Here is a 21,855-nt window from a genome sequence, read left to right on the forward strand (position 1 = left end):
CGTCCCTCCACGTCTGCATGTCCATCAGTGGCCGTCCCGTGCATCCGGAGCAGGATGTTGCAGTCGGCGACCGTGGTGCTGTCGTGCTGCATCCCGGCTGCCTTCCGGAGCTGGCCGAGCCGCGCGCACTCGGGGCATCCGGGTACCGGACGGGGCGCAGGGCGCTCCTCCCGGAGCGGCAGCTCAACCGGTACTTCCTGCCATCGCGTGGGTTCTGTCCTCGTCACCGTCGCGCCCTCCCTGTCGCTTCCGAGGTCGATGAACAGACCGTAGGGAGCGGGGTTGTGAGGGGTCCACGCTGTTGCACGCGGTTGCACGGATTCACCCGAGGGCGGCGAGAGCCTTCGTGATCAGGGCGCGGGCTTCGGCTCCGCGCACGGCGGATCGGGACAGCTCGGAGAAGGCGCGAAGGTACGTACGGATCTCGCCGGGCGTGGTCAGGTTGATTTCTGCGGTGAGGGTCTCCACTGCCACCTGCTGATCGTCGAAGGCGTAGAAGGCTTCGAGCGGCCAGACGGTACGGCGGGCCCTTGCCGGGATGATGCCGAGGGATACGTTCTGCTGTCCCATCACCGAGAGCACGTGCTCAAGCTGGGCCGCCATCGCGGCGTCGTCGCTCACCCGGTAGTAGAGAACCGTCTCTTCGAGCACCAGGGCGAACCGATGGTCCCCTTCCCGGATCACGCGGGACCGCTGGGTCCGAGCCCGCACGGCGTCGGCCACGTCGTCGGGGGTTCCCTGGAAGGCCGTGATGGACCGTAGAAGTCCTGTCGCGTAGCCGGGAGTCTGGAGCATCCCCGGCATGACGTTCGACGCGTACACACGAAACGAGCGGGTGCGCTGGTACAGCGGGACGGTCTGCTCATGGACGCGCCGCATCCCGTCACGGTGGATCTGTCGCCACTCGACGTACATCGACTCCGCGTTGCGGGACGCAGCGATCAGATCGGCCGCGTGATCGTCGGCCCCGCAGGCAGCGCACCAGGCGCGGATGTCAGCGTCCGAGGGTGGTGTTTTGCCCCGCGCGATCCGGGACGACTTCGACTTGTGCCAGCCGCACCGAGCGGCCAGCTCATGCCCTGTCAGGCCAGCGTCTTGCATGAGCCCCTGCAAGCGGGCAGCCACAGCGGCTCGCACCGCTTGGGCGCTGGAGAGCGGAGAGGAAGGCATGAGCTGACCGGTCAGGAATCAGACGGCGTACTTCTCGTGCGGGATGGCTCGCTCCCACACCGCTTCGAACGCCGACGCGCACAGCTCAACTGTGGCGGGCTCTTCCGTCTGGTCGGTGTGGACCCATCGGCCGACCCCATCGAAGACGTTGAACTGGACAAGGCGGCCGTCGAACAACCAGAAGTCGTTGCCAGGCAGGGTGAGGTCCGAGGCGCTGCGACGGGGAAGCCAACGGATCTGCTCTCCGGCCGCCACGTTCGTGAAGGTGCCCGAGTGCTCGAAGGCGATGTACTCGCTGATGGGCTCCGAGACGATACGGGCACGGCGGATGACAACGCCCTTGGCGGTGACCTCTTGAACGAGGTCGAGCCAGGGGCGCCACCACGAAGCCCGGTCCTCCGGGTCGAGCCGGCGCCCTTGCTTCCATGCGGCGAAGCCTTCGATCTCGTTCTCGACGCCGTACGTGTCACGCATCTCAAGGTGCACGGCTGACTCCTGCACTGACCTGATGAGGTCAGAGAAGTCAGTCAGACTCTGCGACACGGAGCGCCTCCCTGAGAAGCGGGATCATCCGCTTCGGAACCCTGATCACCGACTCGTGCCCGGGGATCGGCACATCCCGCGAGCTCTCGCCCGTGGTCCGCTCGTCTGCCGTCCACCCCTGAATCACAAGATCCTTCGAATCCTGGTCCACCCACACAGCGGGTGATCCGTGATCTCCGGACTCGGGATCTTTACCGACGAACCGTAAGGCCGTGGTGTCCCTCCCTGTCGAGCGCGTTGCGCCGGGTTGCACGTCCTCCACTCTGCCGGACCGCGCTGGTCAAGGGGGCCGGAACTGGAGTGTTCGGCAGGGGCGGAGCGTTACCGTCCAAACGGCGGTGCGGGAGTCGCCGAGATCTGATCAGCGGCTCTCGATGATCGTTCCCCCAAGCGTCACTACGCGAACTCGTCGTGCAGCGGGTCGATCAGCAGCCCGGGGAGGGAGGCGAAGCCGGCGGCGCCGATGATCGTCACAAAGGTGACGGCTGCGACGGACCAGGCCCGGTGCATCCGCAATCGGGGGGTACGCGGGCGGGGTGCGGGGCGTGTCTCGGTCACGGGATTCAGCATCCGCCGGGCCGGCCCGTCCAACGACTGGCCCGGTGGACACCTTTCGATAGGATCGGGCCATGGCCGTCCCTCCCCTCCACCGGGTCGTCGTGCTGGCGCTCCCCGGGGTGATCACCTTTGAGCTGTCGATGCCCCACCGGCTCTTCGGCCGGGCGCGCTCCCCGGCGGGCGATCCCCTCTACACGGTCACCACCTGCACACCCACCCCCGGACGGGTCCCCACGGAGGAGGACTTCGCGCTGTGTGTGGAGCGGGGGCCCGAGGCGCTGGCCGACGCGGACACGGTGATCGTCCCGGCCTCGTACCGGCCCTCGGTCCTCTTCGACGAGGGCCGGCTCCCCGACGGGCTCGCCGAGGTGTTCGGGAGGGTGCGGCCCGGCGCGCGGCTGGCGTCCATCTGCACCGGCGGTTTCTTCCTCGCGGCGGCCGGGTATCTGGACGGCCGCCGCGCCACCACCCACTGGGGCTGGGCCGAGCGCTTCCAGCGGCTCTTCCCGGCCGTGCGGGTCGATCCCGATGTGCTGTACGTCGACGACGGCGCGGTGCTGACCTCGGCGGGGGTCGCGGCCGGGATCGACCTCTGCCTCCATCTGATCCGCCGGGACCACGGCTCGGCCGTCGCCAACGACGTGGCCCGGCGCTGTCTCGTACCACCGCACCGGGAGGGCGGTCAGGCGCAGTTCATCCGCCGGCCCGTGCCCGAGGAGCAGTACCACACCACCTCCGCCGCCCGGGGCTGGGCGCTGGGGCGGCTGCACGAGCCGCTGCGGCTGCGGGATCTGGCGGAGCGGGAGTCGATGAGCGTACGGACCTTCACCCGCCGTTTCCGGGAGGAGGTGGGGGTGAGCCCGGGGCAGTGGCTCACCCAGCAGCGGGTGGAGCGGGCCCGGCAGCTCCTGGAGTCGACGGAGCTGTCGGTGGACCAGGTGGCGCGGGACGCCGGGTTCGGTACGGCGCAGTCGATGCGGCTCCACCTCCAGTCGGCGCTGGGGGTCCCGCCGACGGTCTACCGGCGCACCTTCCGGGCCGCCTCCCCCTGAGGCCCCGCTCCCCGGGGGCGGCTCCGCCGGAGGCCGGCGCCCCGCTAGAAGGTGAGCACCGCGCGCGCGACCCGGCCGCGGCGGGCGCCGTCGGCGGCCTTCGCGAAGTCCTCGACGGGGTGGACGGCGGTGACCAGTTCGTCCAGCAGCAGCTCGCCCCGCCGGTAGAGGTCCGCGTAGAGCGGGATGTCGTGCTGGGGGCGGGATGTGCCGTACCGGCAGCCGAGGATCGACTTGTCGAGGAACATCGCGGCGGGCGCGAAGGCCGCCTCCGCCGTGGGCGCGGTCATCCCCAGCAGGACCGCCTGGCCGCCCCGGTCGAGGAGGTCGACCGCCTGCCGGATGAGCGCGGTGCTCCCGACGCACTCGAAGACATGGTCCGCGCCGGCCGGCAGCGTCTCGCGCACCCCGCGCGCCGAGGTGAGGAACGCGGTCGCCCCGAAACGCCGGGCGGCCTCCTCCTTCGCCGGGTTGGAGTCGACGGCGACGATCACGGAGGCGCCCGCGATCCGGGCGCCCTGGAGCACATTGAGCCCGATGCCGCCGGCGCCGATGACGACGACGCTCTCGCCCCGGCCGACCCGCGCCCGGTTCAGCACCGCGCCCACGCCGGTGAGCACCCCGCACCCCATCACCGCCGCCGACGAGAGCGGGATGTCCGGCGGAATCCGTACCGCCTGGACCGCCCGGACGAGGGTGCGCTCCGCGAACGCGGAGCTGGCGGCGAACTGGAAGACCGGTTCACCGCCCCGGCTGAACGGGCGGCCGGGGCGGCCGATCGCCTCGCGGCACAGGGTCGGGCGGCCCCGGTCGCAGTCCGCGCAGGCACCGCAGTTGGCCAGGGTGGAGAGCACCACATGGTCGCCCGGCGCGACGTGCCCCACCCCCGGACCGACCGCCTCCACCACGCCCGCGCCCTCGTGCCCGAGCACCACCGGGACCGGGAACGGAATCGTGCCGTCGATCACCGAGAGATCGCTGTGACAGAGCCCTGCGGCGGCGATCGCGACCAGGACCTCGCCGGGGCCCGGGGCCCGTATCCCCAGATCGCCGACGACCCGGGCCCGTGTGCCGTCGAAGACAACACCTCTCATCGTGGCTCCCTCGGTAGGCCGAGTACCCGCTCGGCGATGATGGTGCGCTGGATCTCGTCCGAGCCGCCGTAGATGGTGTCGGCCCGGGTGAAGAGGAACAGCCGCTGGTCGGGGGAGAGTTCATAGGGCCGCTCACCGCTCCAGTCGTACGGCCCGGTGGCGGCGGCCGGTCCGCGCACGGCCACCGCCAGCTCCCCCAGCCGCTGGTGCCAGCCGCCCCAGAGGAGCTTGGCGACGCTGGGGGCGCCGGGGTCGCCCTCGGTGCCGAGGGTGCGCAGGGCGTTCCAGCGCATGGTGCGCAGCTCGGCCCACTGGCGCACCAGGCGCTCCCTGATCACCGGGTCGGCCGCGGCGCCGGTGGCGACGGCGGTGCGGACGACCTCGGCCAGCTCCTCCTCGAAACCGATCTGCTGGACGAGGGTGGAGACGCCGCGCTCCAGGGCGAGCAGGCCCATGGCGACGCGCCAGCCGTTGCCCTCGCCGCCCACGAGATGGGTCGCGAGGGCTCCGGCGCCGTCGAAGAAGACCTCGTTGAACTCGCTGGTGCCGGTGAGCTGGCGGATGGGGCGGACCTCGATCCTGCCGGGCTGGTCCATGGGGACGAGAAGGAAGGAGAGGCCGTGGTGGCGGGTGGAGCCGGGGTCGGTGCGGGCGAGGACGAAGCACCAGTCGGCGTCGTGGGCGAGGGAGGTCCAGGTCTTCTGGCCGCTGACGCGGTAGCCGGCGCGGTCGCGGACGGCGCGGGTGGTGAGGGCGGCGAGGTCGGAGCCGGCGCCGGGTTCGCTGTAGCCCTGGCACCAGAGTTCCTCGCCGCGGGCGACGGGAGGGAGGAAGCGGGACTTCTGGGCGGGGGTGCCGAAGCGGATGAGGGTGGGGGCGAGGAGGTGTTCGCCGATGTGGCCGAGGCGGGTGGGGGCGCGGCTGCGGGAGTACTCCTCGGCCCAGGTGATCTGTTGGGGGAGGGTGGCGGTGCGGTTGCCCCAGCCGGACTCGGGCCAGCCGAGGCCGATCCATCCGTCGCGCCCGAGCGCCCGCTCCCACGCGCGCCCGCCGGCCCGCGCCCCCTGCTGATGGCTTCGCAGCCACTGCCGCGCTTCCGCCCGGAAGGTGTCTTCCCCCATCTCCCCCATCTCCCCCTCCTCCACCATGCCCCACCACGTGAGACCGGCCCGCCGTCCGCCGCGTGAGACCGGCCCCCACACCACGGGCAGCCCGAGCAAACCCAGCCCGCCCGCCGCGTGAGGACGCACCCCGCACCACGGGACACCCGCACAAACCCAGCCCGCCCGCCGCTTGAGGACGGCCCCCGCGCCACAGGCAACCCGCACAAACCCAGCCCGTCCGGCGATTGAGGACGCACCCCGCGCCACAGGCAACCCGCACAAACCCAGCCCGCCCGGCGCTTGAGGACGCACCCCGCACCACAGGCAACCCGCACAAACCCAGCCCGTCCGGCGATTGAGGACGGACCCCGCGCCACGGGACACCCGCACCATGCGGCCCCCCGTCGGGGACCAACCCCCGAACCCCCGCGCCTCAAACGCCGGAGAAGGCTGGAGTTCCCCAGCCCGTCCGCCGCGTGAGGACGCACCCTGTGCCACGGGACACCCGCACAAACCCAGCCCGTCCGGCGCTTGAGGACGGACCCCGCACCACAGGCAACCCGCACAAACCCAGCCCGTCCGGCGCTTGAGGACGGACCCCGTGCCACAGGCAACCCGCACCATGCGGCCCCCCGTCGGGGACCAACCCCCGAACCCCCGCGCCTCAAACGCCGGCGAGGCTGGGGTTGCTCAGGTCGCCGGTGGGGGCGGGGGGCGCCGCGCCGGGGGCCGCGGGGCCGCGGGGCGGCGCGCCGGGGTCAGGGGGGCGGCGGGGCGAGGAGCGGCAGGGGATCGACCCCCACCGTCCCCGGAAGAAACTCCGCGATCCGCTCCGGCGTCCACCCCCCTTCCGCATACCCCGCCCTCACCTCCCTCGGCTGCGCCCACACCGCGATCTTCGGCCCCGCCACCGTGTACACCTGCCCCGTGATCTCCCGCGCCCGCTCGGAGAGCAGATACACCACCAGCGCCGCCACATCCTCCGGCTCCCCGATCTCCGCCGGCTCCACCGGCACCTTCGCCGACATCCGGGTCCGCGCCACCGGCGCCACCGCGTTCGCCGTCACGCCGTATCTGTGCAGACCGAGCGCCGCACTCCGCACCAGCGAGATCACCCCGCCCTTGGCGGCGGAGTAGTTCGCCTGCGCCACCGACCCCTGATGGCTCCCGCTGGTGAACCCGATCAGCGTCCCCGCCCGCTGTCTCCGCATCACCTCCGACGCCGCCCGGAAGAGCGTGAACGCCCCCTTCAGATGCGTCGCCACCACCGAGTCCCACTCCTCCTCGGTCATGTTGAAGAGCATCCGCTCCCGCAGAATCCCCGCCACCCCCACGACCCCGTCGAGCCGCCCGTACTCCGCGAGCGCGACCTCCACCACCCGCCGGCCGCCCGCCATCGTCGCGATGTCGTCCGCGACGGCGACCGCCGTCCCCCCGGCGGCGACGATCTCCCCGGCGACGGCCTCGGCGACCTCCGACGAGGGCTCGCCGCCCGCGATCGAGACCCCGTAGTCGTTGACGACGACCCTCGCCCCCTCGGCCGCCGCCGCGATCGCGACCGCGCGCCCGATCCCCCGCCCGGCTCCGGTCACGGCGACGACCCTGCCTGCCAAGAAGTTCCCCACGCCCGGCCCCTTCCCGCGGTTTCTGACGGTCCGTTAGATTCTTCGCCAGCCGGACGCCGGAGCACAACCCCCAGGAGGGTTCCCGATGCCAATGCCGCCGGAGTTCCACGAGATCGCCCAGCGCGTCAACAACTGGGGCCGCTGGGGCGAGGCCGACGAGACCGGCACCCTCAATCTGATCACCGGCGAGGCCGTCCGCGCCGCCGCCGCCGGCGTCCGCACCGGCAGACGGGTCGCCCTCGCGCTCCCGCTCCACCGGGACGGCATCCAGACCGGCGCCATCCCGGGCCGGGTCAACCCCCTGCACACCATGACGCAGATCAACGCCGAGATCTTCGGCCCCGGCACCGTCGCCGTCAGCGACGACGCGGTGACGATGGGCCTCCAGGCGGCCACCCACTGGGACGCGCTGACCCATGTCTCCCACTCGGGCGTGCTCTACAACGGCCGCCCCGCCGGCACCATCACCGCCCACGGCCGCTCCCGGTACAGCGGCATCGGCTCCGTCCCCTATGTGATCTCCCGGGGCGTACTGCTCGACGTGGCGCGCGCGAAGGGCGTGGAGCGGCTCCCCGGCGACCACCCCGTCTCCCCGGAGGACCTGGACGAGGCCGCCGAGTTCGGCCGGGTCACCGTCACCGCCGGGGACATCGTCCTGGTGCGGACCGGCCAGATGGCGCTGGCGCTGGCCGGGGACAGGCTGGGCTACGGCTCCCCGGCGCCCGGTCTCTCCCTCCGTACGCCCGAGTGGTTCCACGCCCGCGATGTCGCCGCCGTCGCGACCGACACCCTCCCCTTCGAGATCATCCCGCCGGAGATCGACAACCTCTGGCTGCCCGTGCACGCCCTGGACCTGGTGGAGATGGGCATGCTCCAGGGCCAGAACTGGAACCTGGAGGGGCTCTCCACCGCCTGCGCGGAGGAGCGCCGCCACACCTTTCTGCTCTCCGCCATGCCGGAGCCCTTCACCGGCGGAACCGGGACCCCCGTGGCCCCCGTCGCCGTGTTCTGAGCGACGGCCGGCCGGGTCCGGCTACAGCGGCAGGGCCGCCTGCCGGGGAGCGGACCTCCTGCGGGCCACCACCCTCTCGTACGCGACCTCGGGCACCCCGCGGTCCACCTCGCACCAGATGGACTTCCCGGAGCCCTCCTCCTGCCAGCCCCACCGGTCCGCGAGCCCGTCCACCAGCTCCAGACCGCGTCCGTTGGTGTCCTCGCCGTCGGCGTGGCGCTGACGGGGCGGGCGGGCCCCGCACGTGTCGGCGACCTCGACCCGGACCGTCCCGGCCTCCACCGCGCCCGCGCCGAAGAGCATCCGCAGCACCGCCGGACAGCCGGTGTGCACCACCGCGTTGGTGACCAGCTCGGAGATCAGCAGGACCAGGGTGTCGGCCAGCGGCTCATCGCCCCTTATCCCGGACCCCACCAGCCGGGACCTGGCCCATCTGCGCGCCCGCCCCACCTCCGCGGGATCGGGACCGACCTCCAACTGAACCTGGAGCACCTGCACCGCTCACACCATCCGAACCGGCGGACACATCGCCTCGCGCCTCGACTGGGCCATCGTCCTCGACCAGGTCACTGAACGTGACACCCTTACGGGACAGCATGGTTGACGTACAGTCACCGCAACAAGCGCTTCGGGCATATTCCAGCGCGAAGGATTAACCGTGGCGCCAGCTGTGCGACGCGCGTCGCGGGGAGTCGAACAGAGGCTCGTGGACCGCCTGGCCAGGGGACTCGATACAACTCGCATCCCACGGAGAGTACCGGAGCCGGGCCCCGGGAGCGGCCCGTGTCGCCCGGCCGAAGGACACAACCCGATATCGACGCTCAGTGACACTCCCGTCCCCTCCGTCCCGCGTCAGCCCGCCCCGACACCACCCAGAGTTTCCGCCTGAAGCTCCGCCGCCTCCTCCGCGGTGGGCCGCATCCGGCCCCGTACCCAGGCCCTCTTCAGATGCAGATGGACCTCGGACTCCCAGGTGAACCCCATTCCGCCGTGCACCTGGAGGCAGTCCCGGGCATTGCGCACGGCCGCCTCGTCGGCCAGCAGCTTGGCCCCGGCGATCTCCACCGGGTCCCCGGTGACCGCCGCCGCGTACACAGCGGCCCGCGCGATCTCCGCCCGTACGAGCATCCCCGCACACCGGTGCTTGACGGCCTGGAAGGCCCCCACGGGCCGCCCGAACTGCTCGCGCCCGCGGGCGTGGCGGACCGCCGTCTCGGTGGTGCGGGCGGCGCTCCCGAGCTGCTCGGCCGCGGTGAGCAGGGCCGCGAGCGGATCGTACGGAGCAGGGCGCCCCGGTACGCGGTGCAGCGGGGTCAACGGGTCAACAGACCGCAGCTCCACGGCCCCCCGGACCTCCCCCGTCACCTCGTCGGCCTCCGCCAGCCACGCAACCAGCCCCCCGTCCACCCGCGTCACCATCCGCTCACCGGTGGCCGCGCCCGCCGCCACTCCGGCGGCGAGATGGGTGGCGACCAGCGGGCCCGGCAGCAGCACCCGCCCGGCCTCCTCGAAGACGAGCACGGCCTCCGCCGCGCCCAGCCCCACTCCCCCCGCCGCCTCCGGCAGCCGCAGCGCGAACACCCCCGCGCCGCCGAGCGCCCGCCACAGCGCGCGCATCCGCGCGCCGTCCACCGGCTCCCGGAGCGCTCCGGGCGGCCAGATCCGGGCCAGCAGCTCCCGGGTGCCGTCCCGCAGCGCCCGCTGGTCGTCGGTCAGCCGGAAGTCCATCCCGGTCAGCCCCCCTTCGGCAGGCCGAGAATCCGCTCGGCGATGATGTTCCGCTGGATCTCGGAGGTGCCGGCGGCGATGGTGTACGAGAGGGAGGAGAGCCGGTCCGCCGTCCACTCCCGGTCCAGATCGAGCGCGCCGTCCCCCAGGACCCCGGCAGCCGTCTCGTACAGCTCCTGACGGGCGTGGGAGTAGCGCAGCTTGAAGACGGAGCCGCCGGTGCCGGGGACCCCGCCGGTGTGCCGGGCCTCGCTCACATTCCACTGGATCAGCCGCCACAGCGCCCGGAATTCGGCGTTCAGCCGGCCGAGGGCGCGCCGCACGGCGGGGTCGTCCCAGCGCCCGTTCTCCCGGGCGGCGGCGGCCAGCAGCCCGAGGGTGCGGCGGCAGGCGACGACCTCGCCGACGAAGGCGGTGCCCCGCTCGAAGGAGAGCGTCACCATCGTCACCCGCCAGCCGTCGTTCTCCGCGCCGATCCGGTTCGCCACCGGGACGCGCACCTCGTCGAGGAAGACCTCGGCGAACTCGGTGGAGCCGGCCAGCGTCCGCAGCGGCCGGACGGTGACACCGGGGGCGTCCATGGGCAGGGCGAGCCAGGAGATCCCCCGGTGCCCCGGCTCGGCCGGGCCGGTGCGGACGAGGAGTTCGCACCAGTCGGCGACCTCCGCGTGCGAGGTCCAGAGCTTGGAGCCGGTGACGGTGTACATGTCGCCGTCGCGCACCGCCCGGGTCCGCAGGGACGCGAGGTCCGAGCCCGCGTCCGGCTCGGAGAAGCCCTGGCACCAGAGGGACTCGCCGCGCAGGATGGGCCCGAGCCAGCGCTCGCGCTGCCCGGGGGTGCCCTCGGCGGCGATGGTCGGCCCGGCGTGCAGCAGCCCGACGAAGTTGGCCCCGACATAGGGGGCGCCCGCGCGCTCGGTCTCCTCCAGGAAGATCAGCCGCTGGGTGGGGGGCGCGTCCCAGTGCACACCTCCGTATCCGGCCTCGTACAGCCTGCGCTGCCAGCCGGTGTCGTACGCGCGGCGGCCCGGCCAGTCGCCGGGCGCGGGCGGGCCGGGGAGCGCGGGGAGGGTGCGGGCGAGCCAGGCGCGCAGCCGGGACCTGAACTCCTCTTCCTCCCGCGTGTACGTCAGGTCCACCGCGGGTCCGGCCCCCGGTCCAGATCGAGGCCGAGCATGCGGATGGCGTTCCCGCGCATGAGTTTGTAGACGGTCTCGTCGTCCAGCCCCCGCACATGGTCGAGCGCCACCTGCTTGGTGTCCGGGAAGGTGGAGTCCACATGCGGATAGTCGGTCTCGAAGGTGGCGTTGTCGCGGCCGACGGCGTCGAGGGCGGCGATGCCGTGCTTGTCGCGGAAGAAGCAGCAGAACATCTGCCGGTAGTAGTAGACCGACGGCGGCTCGGGGACGGTCTCCCGGACCCCGCCCCAGGCCCGGTGCTCGCGCCACACGTCGTCGGCGCGTTCCAGGGCGTACGGAATCCAGCCCATCTGGCCCTCGCTGTAGGCGAGCTTGAGCCGGGGGAACCTCACCAGGACGCCGCTGAAGAGGAAGTCCATCATCGAGGCCATGGCGTTGTTGAAGCTGAGCGCGGCCTGCACGGCGGGCGGGGCGTCCGGGGAGGCGGCGGGCATCTGGGAGGAGGAGCCGATGTGCATGTTGACCACGGTTCCGGTCTCCTGGCAGACGGCGAAGAAGGGGTCCCAGTGGCCGGAGTGGATCGAGGGCAGCCCGAGGTGGGTGGGGATCTCGGAGAAGGTCACCGCCCGCACCCCGCGCGCCGCGTTCCGTTCGACCTCGGCGACGGCGAGGCCGATGTCCCAGAGCGGGATGATGCAGAGCGGGATGAGCCGGCCGCCGCTGTCGCCGCACCACTCCTCGACCATCCAGTCGTTGTAGGCGCGGACGCAGGCGAGGGCGACCTCCTTGTCCTGGGCCTCGGCGAAGGTCTGGCCGCAGAACCGGGGGAAGGTGGGGAAGCAGAGGGAGGCTTCCACATGGTTGAGGTCCATGTCCTTCAGCCGGGCGGCCGGGTCCCAGCAGCCGGGGCGCATCTCGGCGCGGGTGATGCCCTCCAGGGTCATGTCGTCGCGGTCGAAGCCGACGGCGGCGATGTTCCGTTTGTAGGGGAAGCGGAGGTCCTCGTAGATCCACCAGTCGGCGGGCGGGCCCTCGGGGTCCATGGTGACGCGGTACTTGCCGCCGATGTAGGCGAGTTCGCCGATGCCCGCGGTGAGCGGCTGGGGTCCCCTCTCCCGGTACTTCGCCGGGAGCCAGGTCGCGAAGAGGTGCGCCGGTTCGATGACATGGTCGTCGACGCTGACGATCCGAGGTAGTTCGGCCATGGTGTTCCCCTCCGCCGTGCCCGCGACCCAACCGATCTGATGGCCCGTCAGATAGCAGGCTAGCCCCGCACCCCTGGACCGACAAGCGCCGGAGCCCTACGCTCTCGCCATCATCTGACGCATCGTCACATACGCTGGCGACCGGGGAGGCGGCCCGTGAACGCGACCGCGCACGCACTGGGAGAGGCGCCGACGCTCTGGGAGCTGCTGCGCCGCCGGGCCCGCCGCACGCCCGGCCGGCCCGCGCTCCTCCAGGACAACCGGGTCCTCACCTTCGGGGAGCTGCACGACCGGGCCGAGCGGGTGGCCGCCGGACTGTGCGCGCGGGGGGTGCGCCCCGGGACCGTCGTCGCCTGGCAGCTGCCGACCCGGATCGAGACGGTCCTGCTCTCCCTCGCGCTGGCCCGCATCGGCGCGGTGCAGTCCCCCGTCATCCCCCACTGCCGCGACCGGGACGTGGCCTTCGCCCTGCGCGCCTCGGCCGCCGGGCACTTCGCCGTGCCCGGCACCTGGCGCGGCCACGACCACACCGCGATGGCCGGGCGCGTCGGAGCGCCCGGTGTCTTCGAGGCGTACGGCACCCTGCCCGACGGCGATCCCGCGACGCTCCCCGGCCCCCCGGACTCGGGCACGGACGTCCGCTGGATCTACTGGACCTCCGGCACCACGGCCGATCCCAAGGGCGTGCGCCACACCGACCGCTCACTGATCGCCGGCGGCTCGTGCCTCGCCCACGCCCTGCGGCTCGCCGAGGACGACATCGGCTCCATCGCCTTCCCGTACGCCCATATCGGCGGCGCGGACTATCTGGTGATGCTGCTGCTGTACGGGATACCCGCGGTCCTCTTCGAGCACTTCGCGCTCCCGGGCGCGCTGGACGCCTACCGCGCGCACGGGGTGACCGTGGCGGGCGGCTCCACCGCGTTCTACTCGATGTTCCTCGCCGAGCAGCGCAGACAGCCGGGCCGCAGGCTGATCCCCTCGCTGCGGCTGCTCGCGGGCGGGGGCGCCCCGAAGCCGCCGGAGCTGTACCACGACGTCGTGCGCGAGATGGGGTGCGCGCTCACCCACGGGTACGGCATGACCGAGGTGCCCATGATCACCATGGGCTCCCCGGACGACACCCCCGAGAACCTCGCCGGGACGGAGGGGCGTCCGCCGGCCGGGATGGAGATCCGGATCGTGGACGGGGAGGTGCGGCTGCGGGGGGAGGCGGTCTGCCAGGGGTATCTGGACCCGGAGCAGACGGCGGCGGCCTTCGACGAGGAGGGGTTCCTGCGGACCGGGGACCTCGGACGGCTCACGCCCGAGGGGCATCTGGTGCTCACCGGGCGCCTCAAGGACATCATCATCCGCAAGGGCGAGAACATCTCGGCCCAGGAGATCGAGGCGCTGCTGCACACGCACCCGGGGATCGCCGAGGCGGCGGTGATCGGACTGCCGGACGCGGAGCGGGGGGAGCGGGTCTGCGCGGTGGTGGAGCGGGCGCCGGGGGCGGGGGTGCTGGTGCTGGCGGATGTGACGGCGCATTTGCTGGCGCGGGGGCTGTCGGTGCACAAGCTGCCGGAGCAGCTGGAGGTGGTGGAGGAGCTGCCGCGCGGGGAGACGCTCCGCAAGGTCCGGAAACACCACCTCCGCACCCTCTTCACCTGACCACCCCACCCCCCGGGACCCGCCCCGGCCCGCCCGGGTCCACCTCCGGGCAAGCTTGAGGACGGCCCCCGCGCCACAGGAGACCCGCACCAACCCAGCCCGTCCGGCGTTTGAGGACGGACCCCGCACCACAGGACACCCGCACCAACCCAGCCCGTCCGGCGTTTGAGGACGGACCCTGTGCCACAGGACCCCGCACCCCGCGGGCCACCGTCGGGGACCAGCCCCCGAACCCCCGCTCCTCAAACGCCGGAGAGGCTGGATTTCGCACCTCAGCTCGCCGGAGAGGCCGAGCAACCCCAGCCCCGCTGGGCGCACCTCCCAGAGGCAGCTGAGCCTGAGGACGGCCCCCGCGCCACAGGACCCCGCACCCCGCACCCCCCCTTGACCTCAAGCGCGGTTGACCTCCTAGCCTCACCACCACCACCATCCACCCCACCCCACCGCGAGGCCCCCATGCCCTCCTCCCCCGTCACCCCCGTCATCCCCGTCACCCCCTCCCCCGCCGATCCCTTCGCCCCCGACGACGCCCTCACCACCCAGCCCGTCGGCTACTGGACCGGGCGGGCGCACCGGGCCGTCACCACGCGGCTCCGGGCCGCGCTCGCCCGGGTCGATGTCACCCAGCCCCAGTGGCAGACGATGAACCGCGTGGACGCCCCCGGCGGCCTCCCGACCCGCGACCAGGTCATCGCCCAGCTCACCCCCACCGCCGACGGCCCGCACGAGATCTCCCGCGTCATCGACCAGCTCCTCCACCGGGGGTGGCTCACCGCCGGCCCCGGCCCCGGCGACCGCCTCGGCCTCACCGATGCGGGCCGGGCGGCCAAGGCCCGGATCAGGGAGCTGGTGACCGAGGTGCGGGCCGAAGTCCACGAGGGCGTCACGGACGAGGAGTACGTCGCCGCCCTCCGGGTCCTCCGCCGGATGATCACCAACGCGGAGGGCTCCGGGCCGCCCGTACAGAACTGATACACGACCTCAACGCGACGGATGGGTGTCTGCCCCACAGTGAGCCCGTCCGGCCCGGCAGGGCAGTATGAGTGAGCAGTATGAGTAATCGGTGACATGCGTCGAATGTGGGGAAGGCCCGAAGTGACCGCAGAACCGGATGGGTCCGAGCAGCCCCCCGCCATCCTCCTGGTCGAGGACGACGAGGTGATCCGCACCGCCGTCTCCATGGCCCTGGAGCGCTACGGCTACCGGATGCGGTCCGCCGCCGACGGCCTCACCGGGCTGGAGCTGTTCCGCGAGCACGCCCCCGACCTGCTGCTGCTGGATGTGATGCTCCCGGAGCTGGACGGCGTCGGCCTGTGCCGCAAGGTCCGGGAGACCAGCCAGACCCCCGTCCTGATGATGTCCGCCCGGGGCGACTCCCTGGACGTCGTGCTGGGCCTGGAGGCGGGCGCCGACGACTACGTGGTGAAGCCCGTCGACACCCCGGTGCTGGTGGCCCGTATCCGCGCCCTGCTCCGGCGCGCCACCTTCACCCCCGCCCCGGCCCCCTCCGGCCCCGGGCGGCCGGCCCCCGGCACCGGCCCGGACCGGCTCGTCTTCGGCGATCTGACCGTGGACACCCGCGGTCTGGAGGTGTTCCGGGGCGGGGAGCCCGTCGCCCTCGCCCCGACCGAGCTGCGGCTGCTGCTGGAGTTCGCCGCGCACCCCGGGGTCGTCCTGGAGCGGCAGACGCTGCTGCGCAATGTCTGGGACTACGGCTGGGACGGTGACAGCCGGGTCGTCGACCTGTGTGTGCAGCGGCTCCGCCGGAAGATCGGCGCGGACCGCGTCGAGACGGTCCGCGGCTTCGGCTACAAGCTGCGGCGCTGACCCGTGGACGCGAGAAGCACGGCGGCCGGCGCCCTGCGGAGCCTGTGGAACTGGAGATCGCTGCGGTGGAAGATCGCCGCCCTGGTGGTCACGGCGTCCTGCGGCGTGGCCCTGGCCGTGGGCGTCCTCGTCCACCGGGCCACCGCCGACCGCTTCCAGCGGGAGGGAATCGGCAGGGCCCTGGAGGAGCTGGAGACCGGGGTGAGGGAGTACGAGCGGGGCTCCGGAGCGGACTCGTCGGAGTATCTGACCGACCCGGCGGAGCTGCCGCCCGAGCTGCTCGCCCGGGTGGACTCCTCCGGCCGGCCCGCCACCTGGTACGACACGGAGAGCCGCACGGGCCCGTGGATGTGGGCCGCGCAGACCGTGGACGGCCAGGTGATCTCCGTCGCGATGAGCATGAGCACCGAGGAGCTGGAGCTGGCCGCCCTGGACCGCACCAGCGTGAAGGTCTCGGCGGCGACCCTCGCCGTGATCGTCCCGCTCTCCCTGGTCCTCACCGAGCTGCTCAACCGCCGGCTGCGGCGGGTGGCACGGACCGCCCGGCGCATCGCGGACGGCGAACTGGGCGCCCGTACCGGAGCGGGCGGACGGCGCGGCGACGAGGTCACCGAGATCGCGGAGGCGGTCGACTCCATGGCCCACTCCCTCCAGGAGCGCCTCCGCACCGAGCAGCGGTTCACCGCCGATGTCGCCCATGAGCTGCGCACCCCGCTGATGGGCCTGGTCACCTCCACCGAGCTGTTGCCCGACGGCAGGGCGACCGAGCTGGTACGGGACCGGGTGCGGGTGCTGCGGGGGCTGGTCGAGGACCTGCTGGAGATCTCCCGGCTGGACGCGGGGGCGGAGGCGCCGGACGCCCGTCCGGTGCCGGTGGGCCGTGTCGTCGAGGCGTCGGTGCTCCGGACCGGCCATGAGACCCGGACGGTGATCGTCAGCGATGAGCAGATCTCGACCGACCCGCGCCGGCTGGACCGCATCATCACCAATCTGGTCCTCAACGCGCACCGCCACGGCAGCGCGCCCGTCGAGGTCCGGGTGGACGGCCGGAACGTGGTGGTGCGCGACCACGGCCCGGGTTTCCCCGCGTCCCTGCTGGCGGACGGGCCCCAGCGGTTCCGCACCGGGGCCTCGGAACGCGGCCACGGCCACGGACTGGGGCTGACGATCGCGCTGGGCCAGGCCGGGGTCATCGGGGCGACGCTCCACTTCGCCAACGCGGAGGGCGGCGGCGCCGAGGCCGTACTCCGCCTCTGACGCACGGCGGCACACGGCGATACACGGCGATACACGGCGGCACACGGCGATACACGGCGGACACACGGCCGAGCAGTAACGGACGGACGGGCTCCGGAAGGCGGAGACACCCCGCGCGGAGAGTGGCGGACGTGCGCACTTCCGCGCGCCAGTCCTCCGGAGGCAGCCATGAACGACCGCACCGAGGCGGACCGTCCCGCGATCGACTGGCGCAGGGGGCGCCGCACGGCGGTCCTCTGCGTGCTGTACGCGGCGGCCCTGCTCGCCCACCCCCTGCTGCCCAACGGCGCCGGGAACTCCGGCAGTCTCGTGGAGACCTTTCTGCCCTGGTCCGCGCTGGCGGCCGGGCCGCTGCTCCTGCTGGCGCTCGTCCGCCGCGCCCCGCTCGCCGCCGGCGCGGCCCTGCTTCCGGCGCTGGCCTGGCTCGCCCTGTTCGGCGAGGAGCTGACCGACAAGCGGGAGCGGGGCGGGGAGCTGACCGTCGTCAGCCACAACGTCGGCGCCTCCAACCCGGACCCGGCCGCCACCGCCCGCGCCCTCGCGGCGACCGGCGCCCAGGTGATCGCGGTCCAGGAGCTGTCGGACGCCGCCCGGGAGCCGTTCCGCCGGGCCCTGCCGTCCCGCTACCGCCACCACACGGTCCAGGGCGGGGTGGGCCTGTGGAGCACCTACGGGATGACCTCGTCCGCCCCCGTCGACATCATGCCCTGGCCCCGCGCCCTGCGCGCCACCCTCACCACCCCGAAGGGCCCGGTCACCGTGTTCGTGGCGCATCTCGCCTCGGTCCGCGTCACCCCGGAGTCCGGCTTCACCACCGACCGCCGCGACACCGCCGCCGCCCTCCTCACCGAGGCCGTCGCCCGCGGCGCCACGGAACGGACCCTTCTGCTCGGCGACTTCAACGGCACCCCGCACGACCGCGCCCTGGCCCCGCTGCGGCGGGGCTGGACCTCCGCCCAGGAGAGCGCCGGCGACGGCTTCGGCTTCACCTGGCCCGCCCGCTTCCCGATGGCCCGCATCGATCACATCCTCGCCCGCGGAATCGCCCCGGTCTCCGCCCGGACCCTCCCGAAGACGGGGAGCGACCATCTGCCGGTGAGCGCGTCCTTCGCCCTCTGACGCCCTCTGAGGGGCCGGGCACGGCGCGGACGGGGGCCGCGCCGTGCCGTATTCCCCTCGCCCGCGCGGGCGGCTCTCCCGTACGTTCGGACGCATGACCGTGCTCCAGGGTGACGCCGTCGCCCTCCGCCCCACCGTCCCGGACGACATCCCCGCCCTCGCCGCGATCCGGGCGAAACCCGAGGTGCGGGCCGTGTGGCAGGGCGGGGAGGATCTGGCGGCGGAGATCGCCGAGGACCTCCGCGACCCGGACACCCACCATCTGACCGTCGAGCACGAGGGGCGGATCGCGGGGATGATCCAGTGGCACGCGGAGGAGGAGCCGGACTACCGGCACGCGGGGATGGATCTCTTCCTCGACCCGGCCGTGCACGGCCGGGGGCTCGGCACCGACACCGTGCGCACGCTCGCCGCGCATCTCGTCGACGACCACGGCCACCACCGCCTCACCATCGACCCGGCGGCCGACAACGCGGTGGCGATCCGCTGTTACGAGAAGGCGGGCTTCCGGGCCGTCGGCGTCATGCGGCGGTACGAGCGCCGCGCGGACGGCACCTGGCACGACGGGCTGCTGATGGATCTGCTCGCGGACGAACTGGTGCGCTGAGCGTGCCCGGGCGGGCGGAACGGCCCCCCGGGCACGGCAGCCGGTCCGGGTCCGTCAGGGGTGTTCGGGGGTCACGTAGTACGCGGCGAACGCCGACAGGACCTCCTCCTCGCTGATCCGGCCGTCCCCGTCCGTGTCCAGCGACCGCGCGATGGCCGACGCCGGGGACGCCTCCACGCCCAGCACCCGCAGCACCCGCTCCACCGCCGACGGGGTCGCCCCGGAGCCGTCCTCGTCCGCGATGGCGATCACCGCGTGCAGGAAGGGACGGGCGATCTCGGCGAATCTCTGGGGGTTGTCCCGGAGCCGCTTCACCGCGCCGGTGATGAACTCCTGGCGGGAGACCCGCTGATCGCCGTCCACATCGGCGATCCCCGCCATGCCCTGCCAGAACGCCTCGGCGCCGATGTACAGCGCCTGGCCCTTCTCGCAGCGCGCGGTGGTGGAGAACTCGTTGAGCAGTGCGGCGGCGGCGCCGCTGAAGTCCTGCCGGTCGATATAGCCATTGCCGTCCTGGTCAAAGGCGGCGAAGCGAGACGCGATCTTGCGCTCGTACTCTGCGCTGTCCATGCGGGGAGCGTACGGCCCCCGACCGCTGACGCGTGCAAGTACCCGCCAATTCACCGGAACGATCGGGTCCGGGGCGGCTCACGCCGGGAGCGCCTCCGATCCCTCGGCCGTCGCCGCGCCCGCGTCCGCGTACACCTCGAAGAGCCGGCGGACGCCGAGGGCGCCGAGGACCCGGTTCACATGGGAGCCCTCCACCGCGCCGCGCGCGGGCAGGATCAGCCGGAGTCTGCCGCCGCAGGACTGGAGCAGCCGGCGGGCGGCTATCAGCACACCCACTCCGCTGGAGTCGCAGAACCGCACCCCGGACAGGTCCAGCACCACGTCCCGGTGCCCCTCGGCCACCGCCGCGTGCACCTGGCGGCGGACCTCCGGTGAGGACACCAGGTCCAGCTCACCCCTGATGTGCAGCACGGTCCAGCCGCCCCGCCGGACCTCGTTCACGGTGAGCGTCACCACCAAACCTCCTCATTAGGCGCACTTTCCCCACTAGTCATGCATAAAACCCCATGGCTGTGGCAGATTCCTCCGGGGGTACCGCTCCCCTACCATGTCGGCCTTCCCCTGGGGGCGCACTTGAAGCAAAGGGGCGTGCACGGGTCCCCTCGCGCATTACATTCGGCGGGAGGGAACATCCACGCAGAGGCACAGGAGCACTACGCAGGGCACGGGTTCGGGGTTGGGGGCCGTATGGCAAAGGAAACACCGCCGCGCTGGGACCGCAGGATGCAGCAGCGCCTGGCGCGCGGAGAGGCAGCGGCCCTCGGGGAGCTGTACGACCGATTCGCCTCGCTCGTGCACATGCTGGCCCACCGGGTGCTCGACGACGACGAGGCGGCGGACCAGGTGACCCGCGAGGTCTTCGGCTACATCTGGGAGAACCCCGACGCCTACGACCCCAAGCAGGGCTCGATGCGCTCCTGGGTCGCCAAGCTCACCAACAGCCAGGCCGTGCACCGGCTGCGCCAGAGCGAGTCGGCCGGCGGCGACGGCGGGAGCGGCGGTTCGCCGGAGGAGCTGGAGCAGAAGGTGCGCCGGGCCGCCGTCGCGGCGCGGGCCGACTACATCGTCACCTCGATGCCCGCGCCCCTGCGGGCCGCGCTGGAACTGGCGTACCACGGCCGCCGGGACTACCGGCAGACCGCCGAGGACCTCGGGGTGAGCGAGGACGAGGCCCGGCGCCGGCTGCGGCTCGGCCTCCAGCTGCTCTCCACCGCGCACACCCGGCCGCTGGAGGGCTCCGCGCCACCCGGTTGCGGACGCTCGCTGTGAGCGGGGACGAGCCCCCGGGCGAGAGCCACGACGGCGGCCGGCACCGCCCCGAGGGCGGCGGCCGGCAGGGCGCGCCGCGCATACCGGGGCCGCGCGCGGCGGCCGACGACCTCGAACCGCGCGGCCGGACGGACCCGCCGCGGCAGTACCCCGCGACCACCCCGCACGAGGCCGATATGCCCGTACCACCCGGCGGTGACGCCGGGACCCCGTCCCCGGCCCCGTCCCACAGCGTCCTCAAGTCCCTGCTCGGGGCGTGGGCGCTGTCCGCCTGTTCCACCGAGGAGACGGCCCAGGTCGAGCTGCACCTCGGGGAGTGCGCGCCCTGCGCGGACGAGGCCCTGCGGCTGCGGGACGCGGTCGCGCTGCTGCACACCGAGCGCGATCTCGACCTCGATCCGCTGCTGCGCTTCCGGGTGCTGGAGAACTGCCTCGGCCGCCGGCCCGCCCGTATCCCGGTGCCGGAGTGGGCGGCTCCCTATGACGCGGAGACCGCCCGGCTCGATGCCCTGCTGCGGGACATCGGCGCGTCGGAGTGGCGGCGGCCGGTGCGGCTGAAGTGGTTCGACGGCCGCGACCCGGTCTCCCGCGAGACCTCCGTCGCCGGTGTCATCGGCCATCTGACCAGCGTGGACGGACTGGTCGCCGGCGCGCTCGGACTCGACGACCCACTCGGCCGGGACGCCCCGGCCACCCCGGAGGAGCGCACGGAGCGGTACTGGCGGACCGAGGTCCGCACGGCGGCGGGGCACGAGGTCCACGAACCGTGGCGGGACCAGAGCCACGCCCTGATCCGCACGGTGTCCTTCGCGGGCCGGGGCGTCGCCGAGCTGTCCGTCTCCTACGGGGACTTCTCGCTGCCGCTGCGCGACGCGCTGCTGGACCGGGCCTTCGAGTGCTGGATGCACGCGGACGACATCGCGGACGCGGTGGACTATCCGTACGATCCACCGCGCGGCTCCCATCTGCACCGGATGGTCGACCTGTCGGCCCGGCTGCTGCCCGCGGCCCTCGCCGGGCGCCGCCGCGCGGGGCTCGCGGGACCGGCGAAGCACCTGGTCACGGCCGGTTCCCCGGGCCGTTCGCTGCATCTGGAGATCGAGGGCGCGGGCGGCGGGGACTGGTACATCCCGCTCGACTCCCCGGCGGCGCTGGGCTCGCCCGATCTCACGGTGGCGCAAGTCGCGCTGGACCGGGTGGAGTTCTGCCAGCTGGTGGCGGGGCATGTTCCGCCGGAGGAGGCCGCGGCCGGACAGGACGGCGACCGGGAGGCGATCAGGGATGTGCTCTTCGCCGCCGCTTCCCTGAGCCGGGTGTAGCCCGG

21 protein-coding genes and 1 pseudogene are annotated in these 21,855 nt (G+C 73.1%); 10 read left to right on the forward strand and 12 right to left on the reverse strand.

Features of this window, described 5'->3' with window-relative positions:
• Positions 1-321: 321 nt before the first annotated feature.
• The 3 genes and pseudogenes from ACWCRA_RS23225 to ACWCRA_RS23235 all read right to left on the reverse strand — a co-directional run.
• On the reverse strand, positions 322-1,170 hold the full coding sequence (locus ACWCRA_RS23225) for a helix-turn-helix domain-containing protein (protein ID WP_451068495.1): 849 nt from the start codon (positions 1,168-1,170) through the stop codon (positions 322-324).
• An 18-nt stretch (positions 1,171-1,188) separates the two neighbouring features.
• A complete protein-coding gene (locus ACWCRA_RS23230) occupies positions 1,189-1,713 on the reverse strand; it encodes a DUF6879 family protein (RefSeq protein WP_351557453.1) in 525 nt (174 codons plus the stop codon).
• A gap of 402 nt (positions 1,714-2,115) precedes the next feature.
• Positions 2,116-2,283 (reverse strand): annotated as a pseudogene (locus tag ACWCRA_RS23235) (MFS transporter); the annotation flags it as partial.
• A gap of 59 nt (positions 2,284-2,342) precedes the next feature.
• On the opposite strand from ACWCRA_RS23235, the gene ACWCRA_RS23240 reads away from it, so the two are divergent.
• A complete protein-coding gene (locus ACWCRA_RS23240) occupies positions 2,343-3,323 on the forward strand; it encodes a GlxA family transcriptional regulator (RefSeq protein WP_351557450.1) in 981 nt (326 codons plus the stop codon).
• Between the two features lie 44 nt (positions 3,324-3,367).
• Here ACWCRA_RS23240 and ACWCRA_RS23245 read toward each other — a convergent pair whose 3' ends face one another.
• The 3 genes from ACWCRA_RS23245 to ACWCRA_RS23255 all read right to left on the reverse strand — a co-directional run bounded on the left by ACWCRA_RS23245 (position 3,368) and on the right by ACWCRA_RS23255 (position 7,145).
• Positions 3,368-4,417: a Zn-dependent alcohol dehydrogenase gene (locus tag ACWCRA_RS23245; protein WP_451068496.1), complete on the reverse strand. Its 1,050-nt coding sequence runs from the start codon at positions 4,415-4,417 to the stop codon at positions 3,368-3,370.
• Complete coding sequence (locus ACWCRA_RS23250; RefSeq protein WP_451068497.1) at positions 4,414-5,538, reverse strand: acyl-CoA dehydrogenase family protein; 1,125 nt, start codon at positions 5,536-5,538, stop codon at positions 4,414-4,416. The genes ACWCRA_RS23245 and ACWCRA_RS23250 overlap by 4 nt, the downstream gene beginning before the upstream one ends.
• Before the next feature lie 740 nt (positions 5,539-6,278).
• Positions 6,279-7,145 carry an SDR family oxidoreductase gene (locus tag ACWCRA_RS23255; RefSeq protein WP_351557442.1) on the reverse strand — a complete coding sequence of 289 codons (867 nt, stop codon included), beginning with the start codon at positions 7,143-7,145 and terminating at the stop codon, positions 6,279-6,281.
• A gap of 85 nt (positions 7,146-7,230) precedes the next feature.
• On the opposite strand from ACWCRA_RS23255, the gene ACWCRA_RS23260 reads away from it, so the two are divergent.
• A complete protein-coding gene (locus ACWCRA_RS23260) occupies positions 7,231-8,157 on the forward strand; it encodes a cyclase family protein (protein ID WP_351557439.1) in 927 nt (308 codons plus the stop codon).
• Between the two features lie 21 nt (positions 8,158-8,178).
• Here the strand turns inward: ACWCRA_RS23260 and ACWCRA_RS23265 are convergent, their stop codons facing one another.
• The 4 genes from ACWCRA_RS23265 to ACWCRA_RS23280 all read right to left on the reverse strand — a co-directional run bounded on the left by ACWCRA_RS23265 (position 8,179) and on the right by ACWCRA_RS23280 (position 12,229).
• The gene (locus ACWCRA_RS23265; protein WP_351557436.1) at positions 8,179-8,655 is read right to left on the reverse strand and encodes an ATP-binding protein; all 477 of its coding nucleotides are present in this window, start codon (positions 8,653-8,655) and stop codon (positions 8,179-8,181) included.
• A gap of 354 nt (positions 8,656-9,009) precedes the next feature.
• On the reverse strand, positions 9,010-9,885 hold the full coding sequence (locus tag ACWCRA_RS23270) for an acyl-CoA dehydrogenase family protein (RefSeq protein ID WP_451068498.1): 876 nt from the start codon (positions 9,883-9,885) through the stop codon (positions 9,010-9,012).
• Between the two features lie 5 nt (positions 9,886-9,890).
• Entirely contained in the window at positions 9,891-11,024 is a 1,134-nt protein-coding gene (locus ACWCRA_RS23275; protein ID WP_351557430.1) for an acyl-CoA dehydrogenase family protein, read from the reverse strand.
• The gene (locus tag ACWCRA_RS23280) at positions 11,015-12,229 is read right to left on the reverse strand and encodes an amidohydrolase family protein (protein WP_351557427.1); all 1,215 of its coding nucleotides are present in this window, start codon (positions 12,227-12,229) and stop codon (positions 11,015-11,017) included. The genes ACWCRA_RS23275 and ACWCRA_RS23280 overlap by 10 nt, the downstream gene beginning before the upstream one ends.
• Positions 12,230-12,385: 156 nt before the next feature.
• Here ACWCRA_RS23280 and ACWCRA_RS23285 point away from each other — a divergent pair, with 156 nt between their 5' ends.
• The 6 genes from ACWCRA_RS23285 (at position 12,386) to ACWCRA_RS23310 (ending at position 18,692) form a co-directional block, all read left to right on the forward strand.
• Positions 12,386-13,882 carry a class I adenylate-forming enzyme family protein gene (locus ACWCRA_RS23285; RefSeq protein WP_451068499.1) on the forward strand — a complete coding sequence of 499 codons (1,497 nt, stop codon included), beginning with the start codon at positions 12,386-12,388 and terminating at the stop codon, positions 13,880-13,882.
• Between the two features lie 456 nt (positions 13,883-14,338).
• A complete protein-coding gene (locus ACWCRA_RS23290) occupies positions 14,339-14,854 on the forward strand; it encodes a MarR family winged helix-turn-helix transcriptional regulator (protein WP_451068500.1) in 516 nt (171 codons plus the stop codon).
• A 105-nt stretch (positions 14,855-14,959) separates the two neighbouring features.
• Positions 14,960-15,709 (forward strand): two-component system response regulator CseB, encoded by a 750-nt coding sequence (gene cseB / locus ACWCRA_RS23295; RefSeq protein ID WP_351557506.1) that lies wholly within the window; start codon positions 14,960-14,962, stop codon positions 15,707-15,709.
• A 3-nt stretch (positions 15,710-15,712) separates the two neighbouring features.
• On the forward strand, positions 15,713-16,966 hold the full coding sequence (locus tag ACWCRA_RS23300; protein ID WP_351557419.1) for a HAMP domain-containing sensor histidine kinase: 1,254 nt from the start codon (positions 15,713-15,715) through the stop codon (positions 16,964-16,966).
• 168 nt (positions 16,967-17,134) lie between these two features.
• Entirely contained in the window at positions 17,135-18,085 is a 951-nt protein-coding gene (locus tag ACWCRA_RS23305) for an endonuclease/exonuclease/phosphatase family protein (protein WP_451068501.1), read from the forward strand.
• A gap of 94 nt (positions 18,086-18,179) precedes the next feature.
• Positions 18,180-18,692 (forward strand): GNAT family N-acetyltransferase, encoded by a 513-nt coding sequence (locus ACWCRA_RS23310; RefSeq protein ID WP_451068502.1) that lies wholly within the window; start codon positions 18,180-18,182, stop codon positions 18,690-18,692.
• Between the two features lie 54 nt (positions 18,693-18,746).
• Here ACWCRA_RS23310 and ACWCRA_RS23315 read toward each other — a convergent pair whose 3' ends face one another.
• A complete protein-coding gene (locus ACWCRA_RS23315; protein ID WP_351557411.1) occupies positions 18,747-19,262 on the reverse strand; it encodes an EF-hand domain-containing protein in 516 nt (171 codons plus the stop codon).
• Between the two features lie 78 nt (positions 19,263-19,340).
• Complete coding sequence (locus ACWCRA_RS23320; RefSeq protein WP_351557409.1) at positions 19,341-19,715, reverse strand: STAS domain-containing protein; 375 nt, start codon at positions 19,713-19,715, stop codon at positions 19,341-19,343.
• A 234-nt stretch (positions 19,716-19,949) separates the two neighbouring features.
• Between ACWCRA_RS23320 and ACWCRA_RS23325 the strand changes: the two genes are divergently transcribed.
• Together ACWCRA_RS23325 and ACWCRA_RS23330 are read left to right on the forward strand one after the other, a co-directional pair.
• On the forward strand, positions 19,950-20,531 hold the full coding sequence (locus ACWCRA_RS23325; RefSeq protein ID WP_351557407.1) for a sigma-70 family RNA polymerase sigma factor: 582 nt from the start codon (positions 19,950-19,952) through the stop codon (positions 20,529-20,531).
• Entirely contained in the window at positions 20,528-21,850 is a 1,323-nt protein-coding gene (locus tag ACWCRA_RS23330; protein ID WP_451068503.1) for a maleylpyruvate isomerase N-terminal domain-containing protein, read from the forward strand. The genes ACWCRA_RS23325 and ACWCRA_RS23330 overlap by 4 nt, the downstream gene beginning before the upstream one ends.
• Positions 21,851-21,855 lie beyond the last annotated feature (5 nt).

The sequence above is a fragment of the Streptomyces sp. NPDC001889 genome (assembly GCF_053594535.1).

Bases quoted from the DNA above. Each gene is read 5' to 3' on its own strand.
- ACWCRA_RS23225 (WP_451068495.1), bottom strand. From the start codon at position 1,170: ATGCCTTCCTCTCCGCTCTCCAGCGCCCAAGCGGTGCGAGCCGCTGTG.
- ACWCRA_RS23240 (WP_351557450.1), top strand. From the start codon at position 2,343: ATGGCCGTCCCTCCCCTCCACCGGGTCGTCGTGCTGGCGCTCCCCGGG.
- ACWCRA_RS23245 (WP_451068496.1), bottom strand. From the start codon at position 4,417: ATGAGAGGTGTTGTCTTCGACGGCACACGGGCCCGGGTCGTCGGCGAT.
- ACWCRA_RS23250 (WP_451068497.1), bottom strand. From the start codon at position 5,538: ATGGGGGAAGACACCTTCCGGGCGGAAGCGCGGCAGTGGCTGCGAAGC.
- ACWCRA_RS23260 (WP_351557439.1), top strand. From the start codon at position 7,231: ATGCCAATGCCGCCGGAGTTCCACGAGATCGCCCAGCGCGTCAACAAC.
- ACWCRA_RS23270 (WP_451068498.1), bottom strand. From the start codon at position 9,885: ATGGACTTCCGGCTGACCGACGACCAGCGGGCGCTGCGGGACGGCACC.
- ACWCRA_RS23280 (WP_351557427.1), bottom strand. From the start codon at position 12,229: ATGGCCGAACTACCTCGGATCGTCAGCGTCGACGACCATGTCATCGAA.
- ACWCRA_RS23290 (WP_451068500.1), top strand. From the start codon at position 14,339: ATGCCCTCCTCCCCCGTCACCCCCGTCATCCCCGTCACCCCCTCCCCC.
- cseB (WP_351557506.1), top strand. From the start codon at position 14,960: ATGTGGGGAAGGCCCGAAGTGACCGCAGAACCGGATGGGTCCGAGCAG.
- ACWCRA_RS23305 (WP_451068501.1), top strand. From the start codon at position 17,135: ATGAACGACCGCACCGAGGCGGACCGTCCCGCGATCGACTGGCGCAGG.
- ACWCRA_RS23310 (WP_451068502.1), top strand. From the start codon at position 18,180: ATGACCGTGCTCCAGGGTGACGCCGTCGCCCTCCGCCCCACCGTCCCG.
- ACWCRA_RS23315 (WP_351557411.1), bottom strand. From the start codon at position 19,262: ATGGACAGCGCAGAGTACGAGCGCAAGATCGCGTCTCGCTTCGCCGCC.
- ACWCRA_RS23325 (WP_351557407.1), top strand. From the start codon at position 19,950: ATGGCAAAGGAAACACCGCCGCGCTGGGACCGCAGGATGCAGCAGCGC.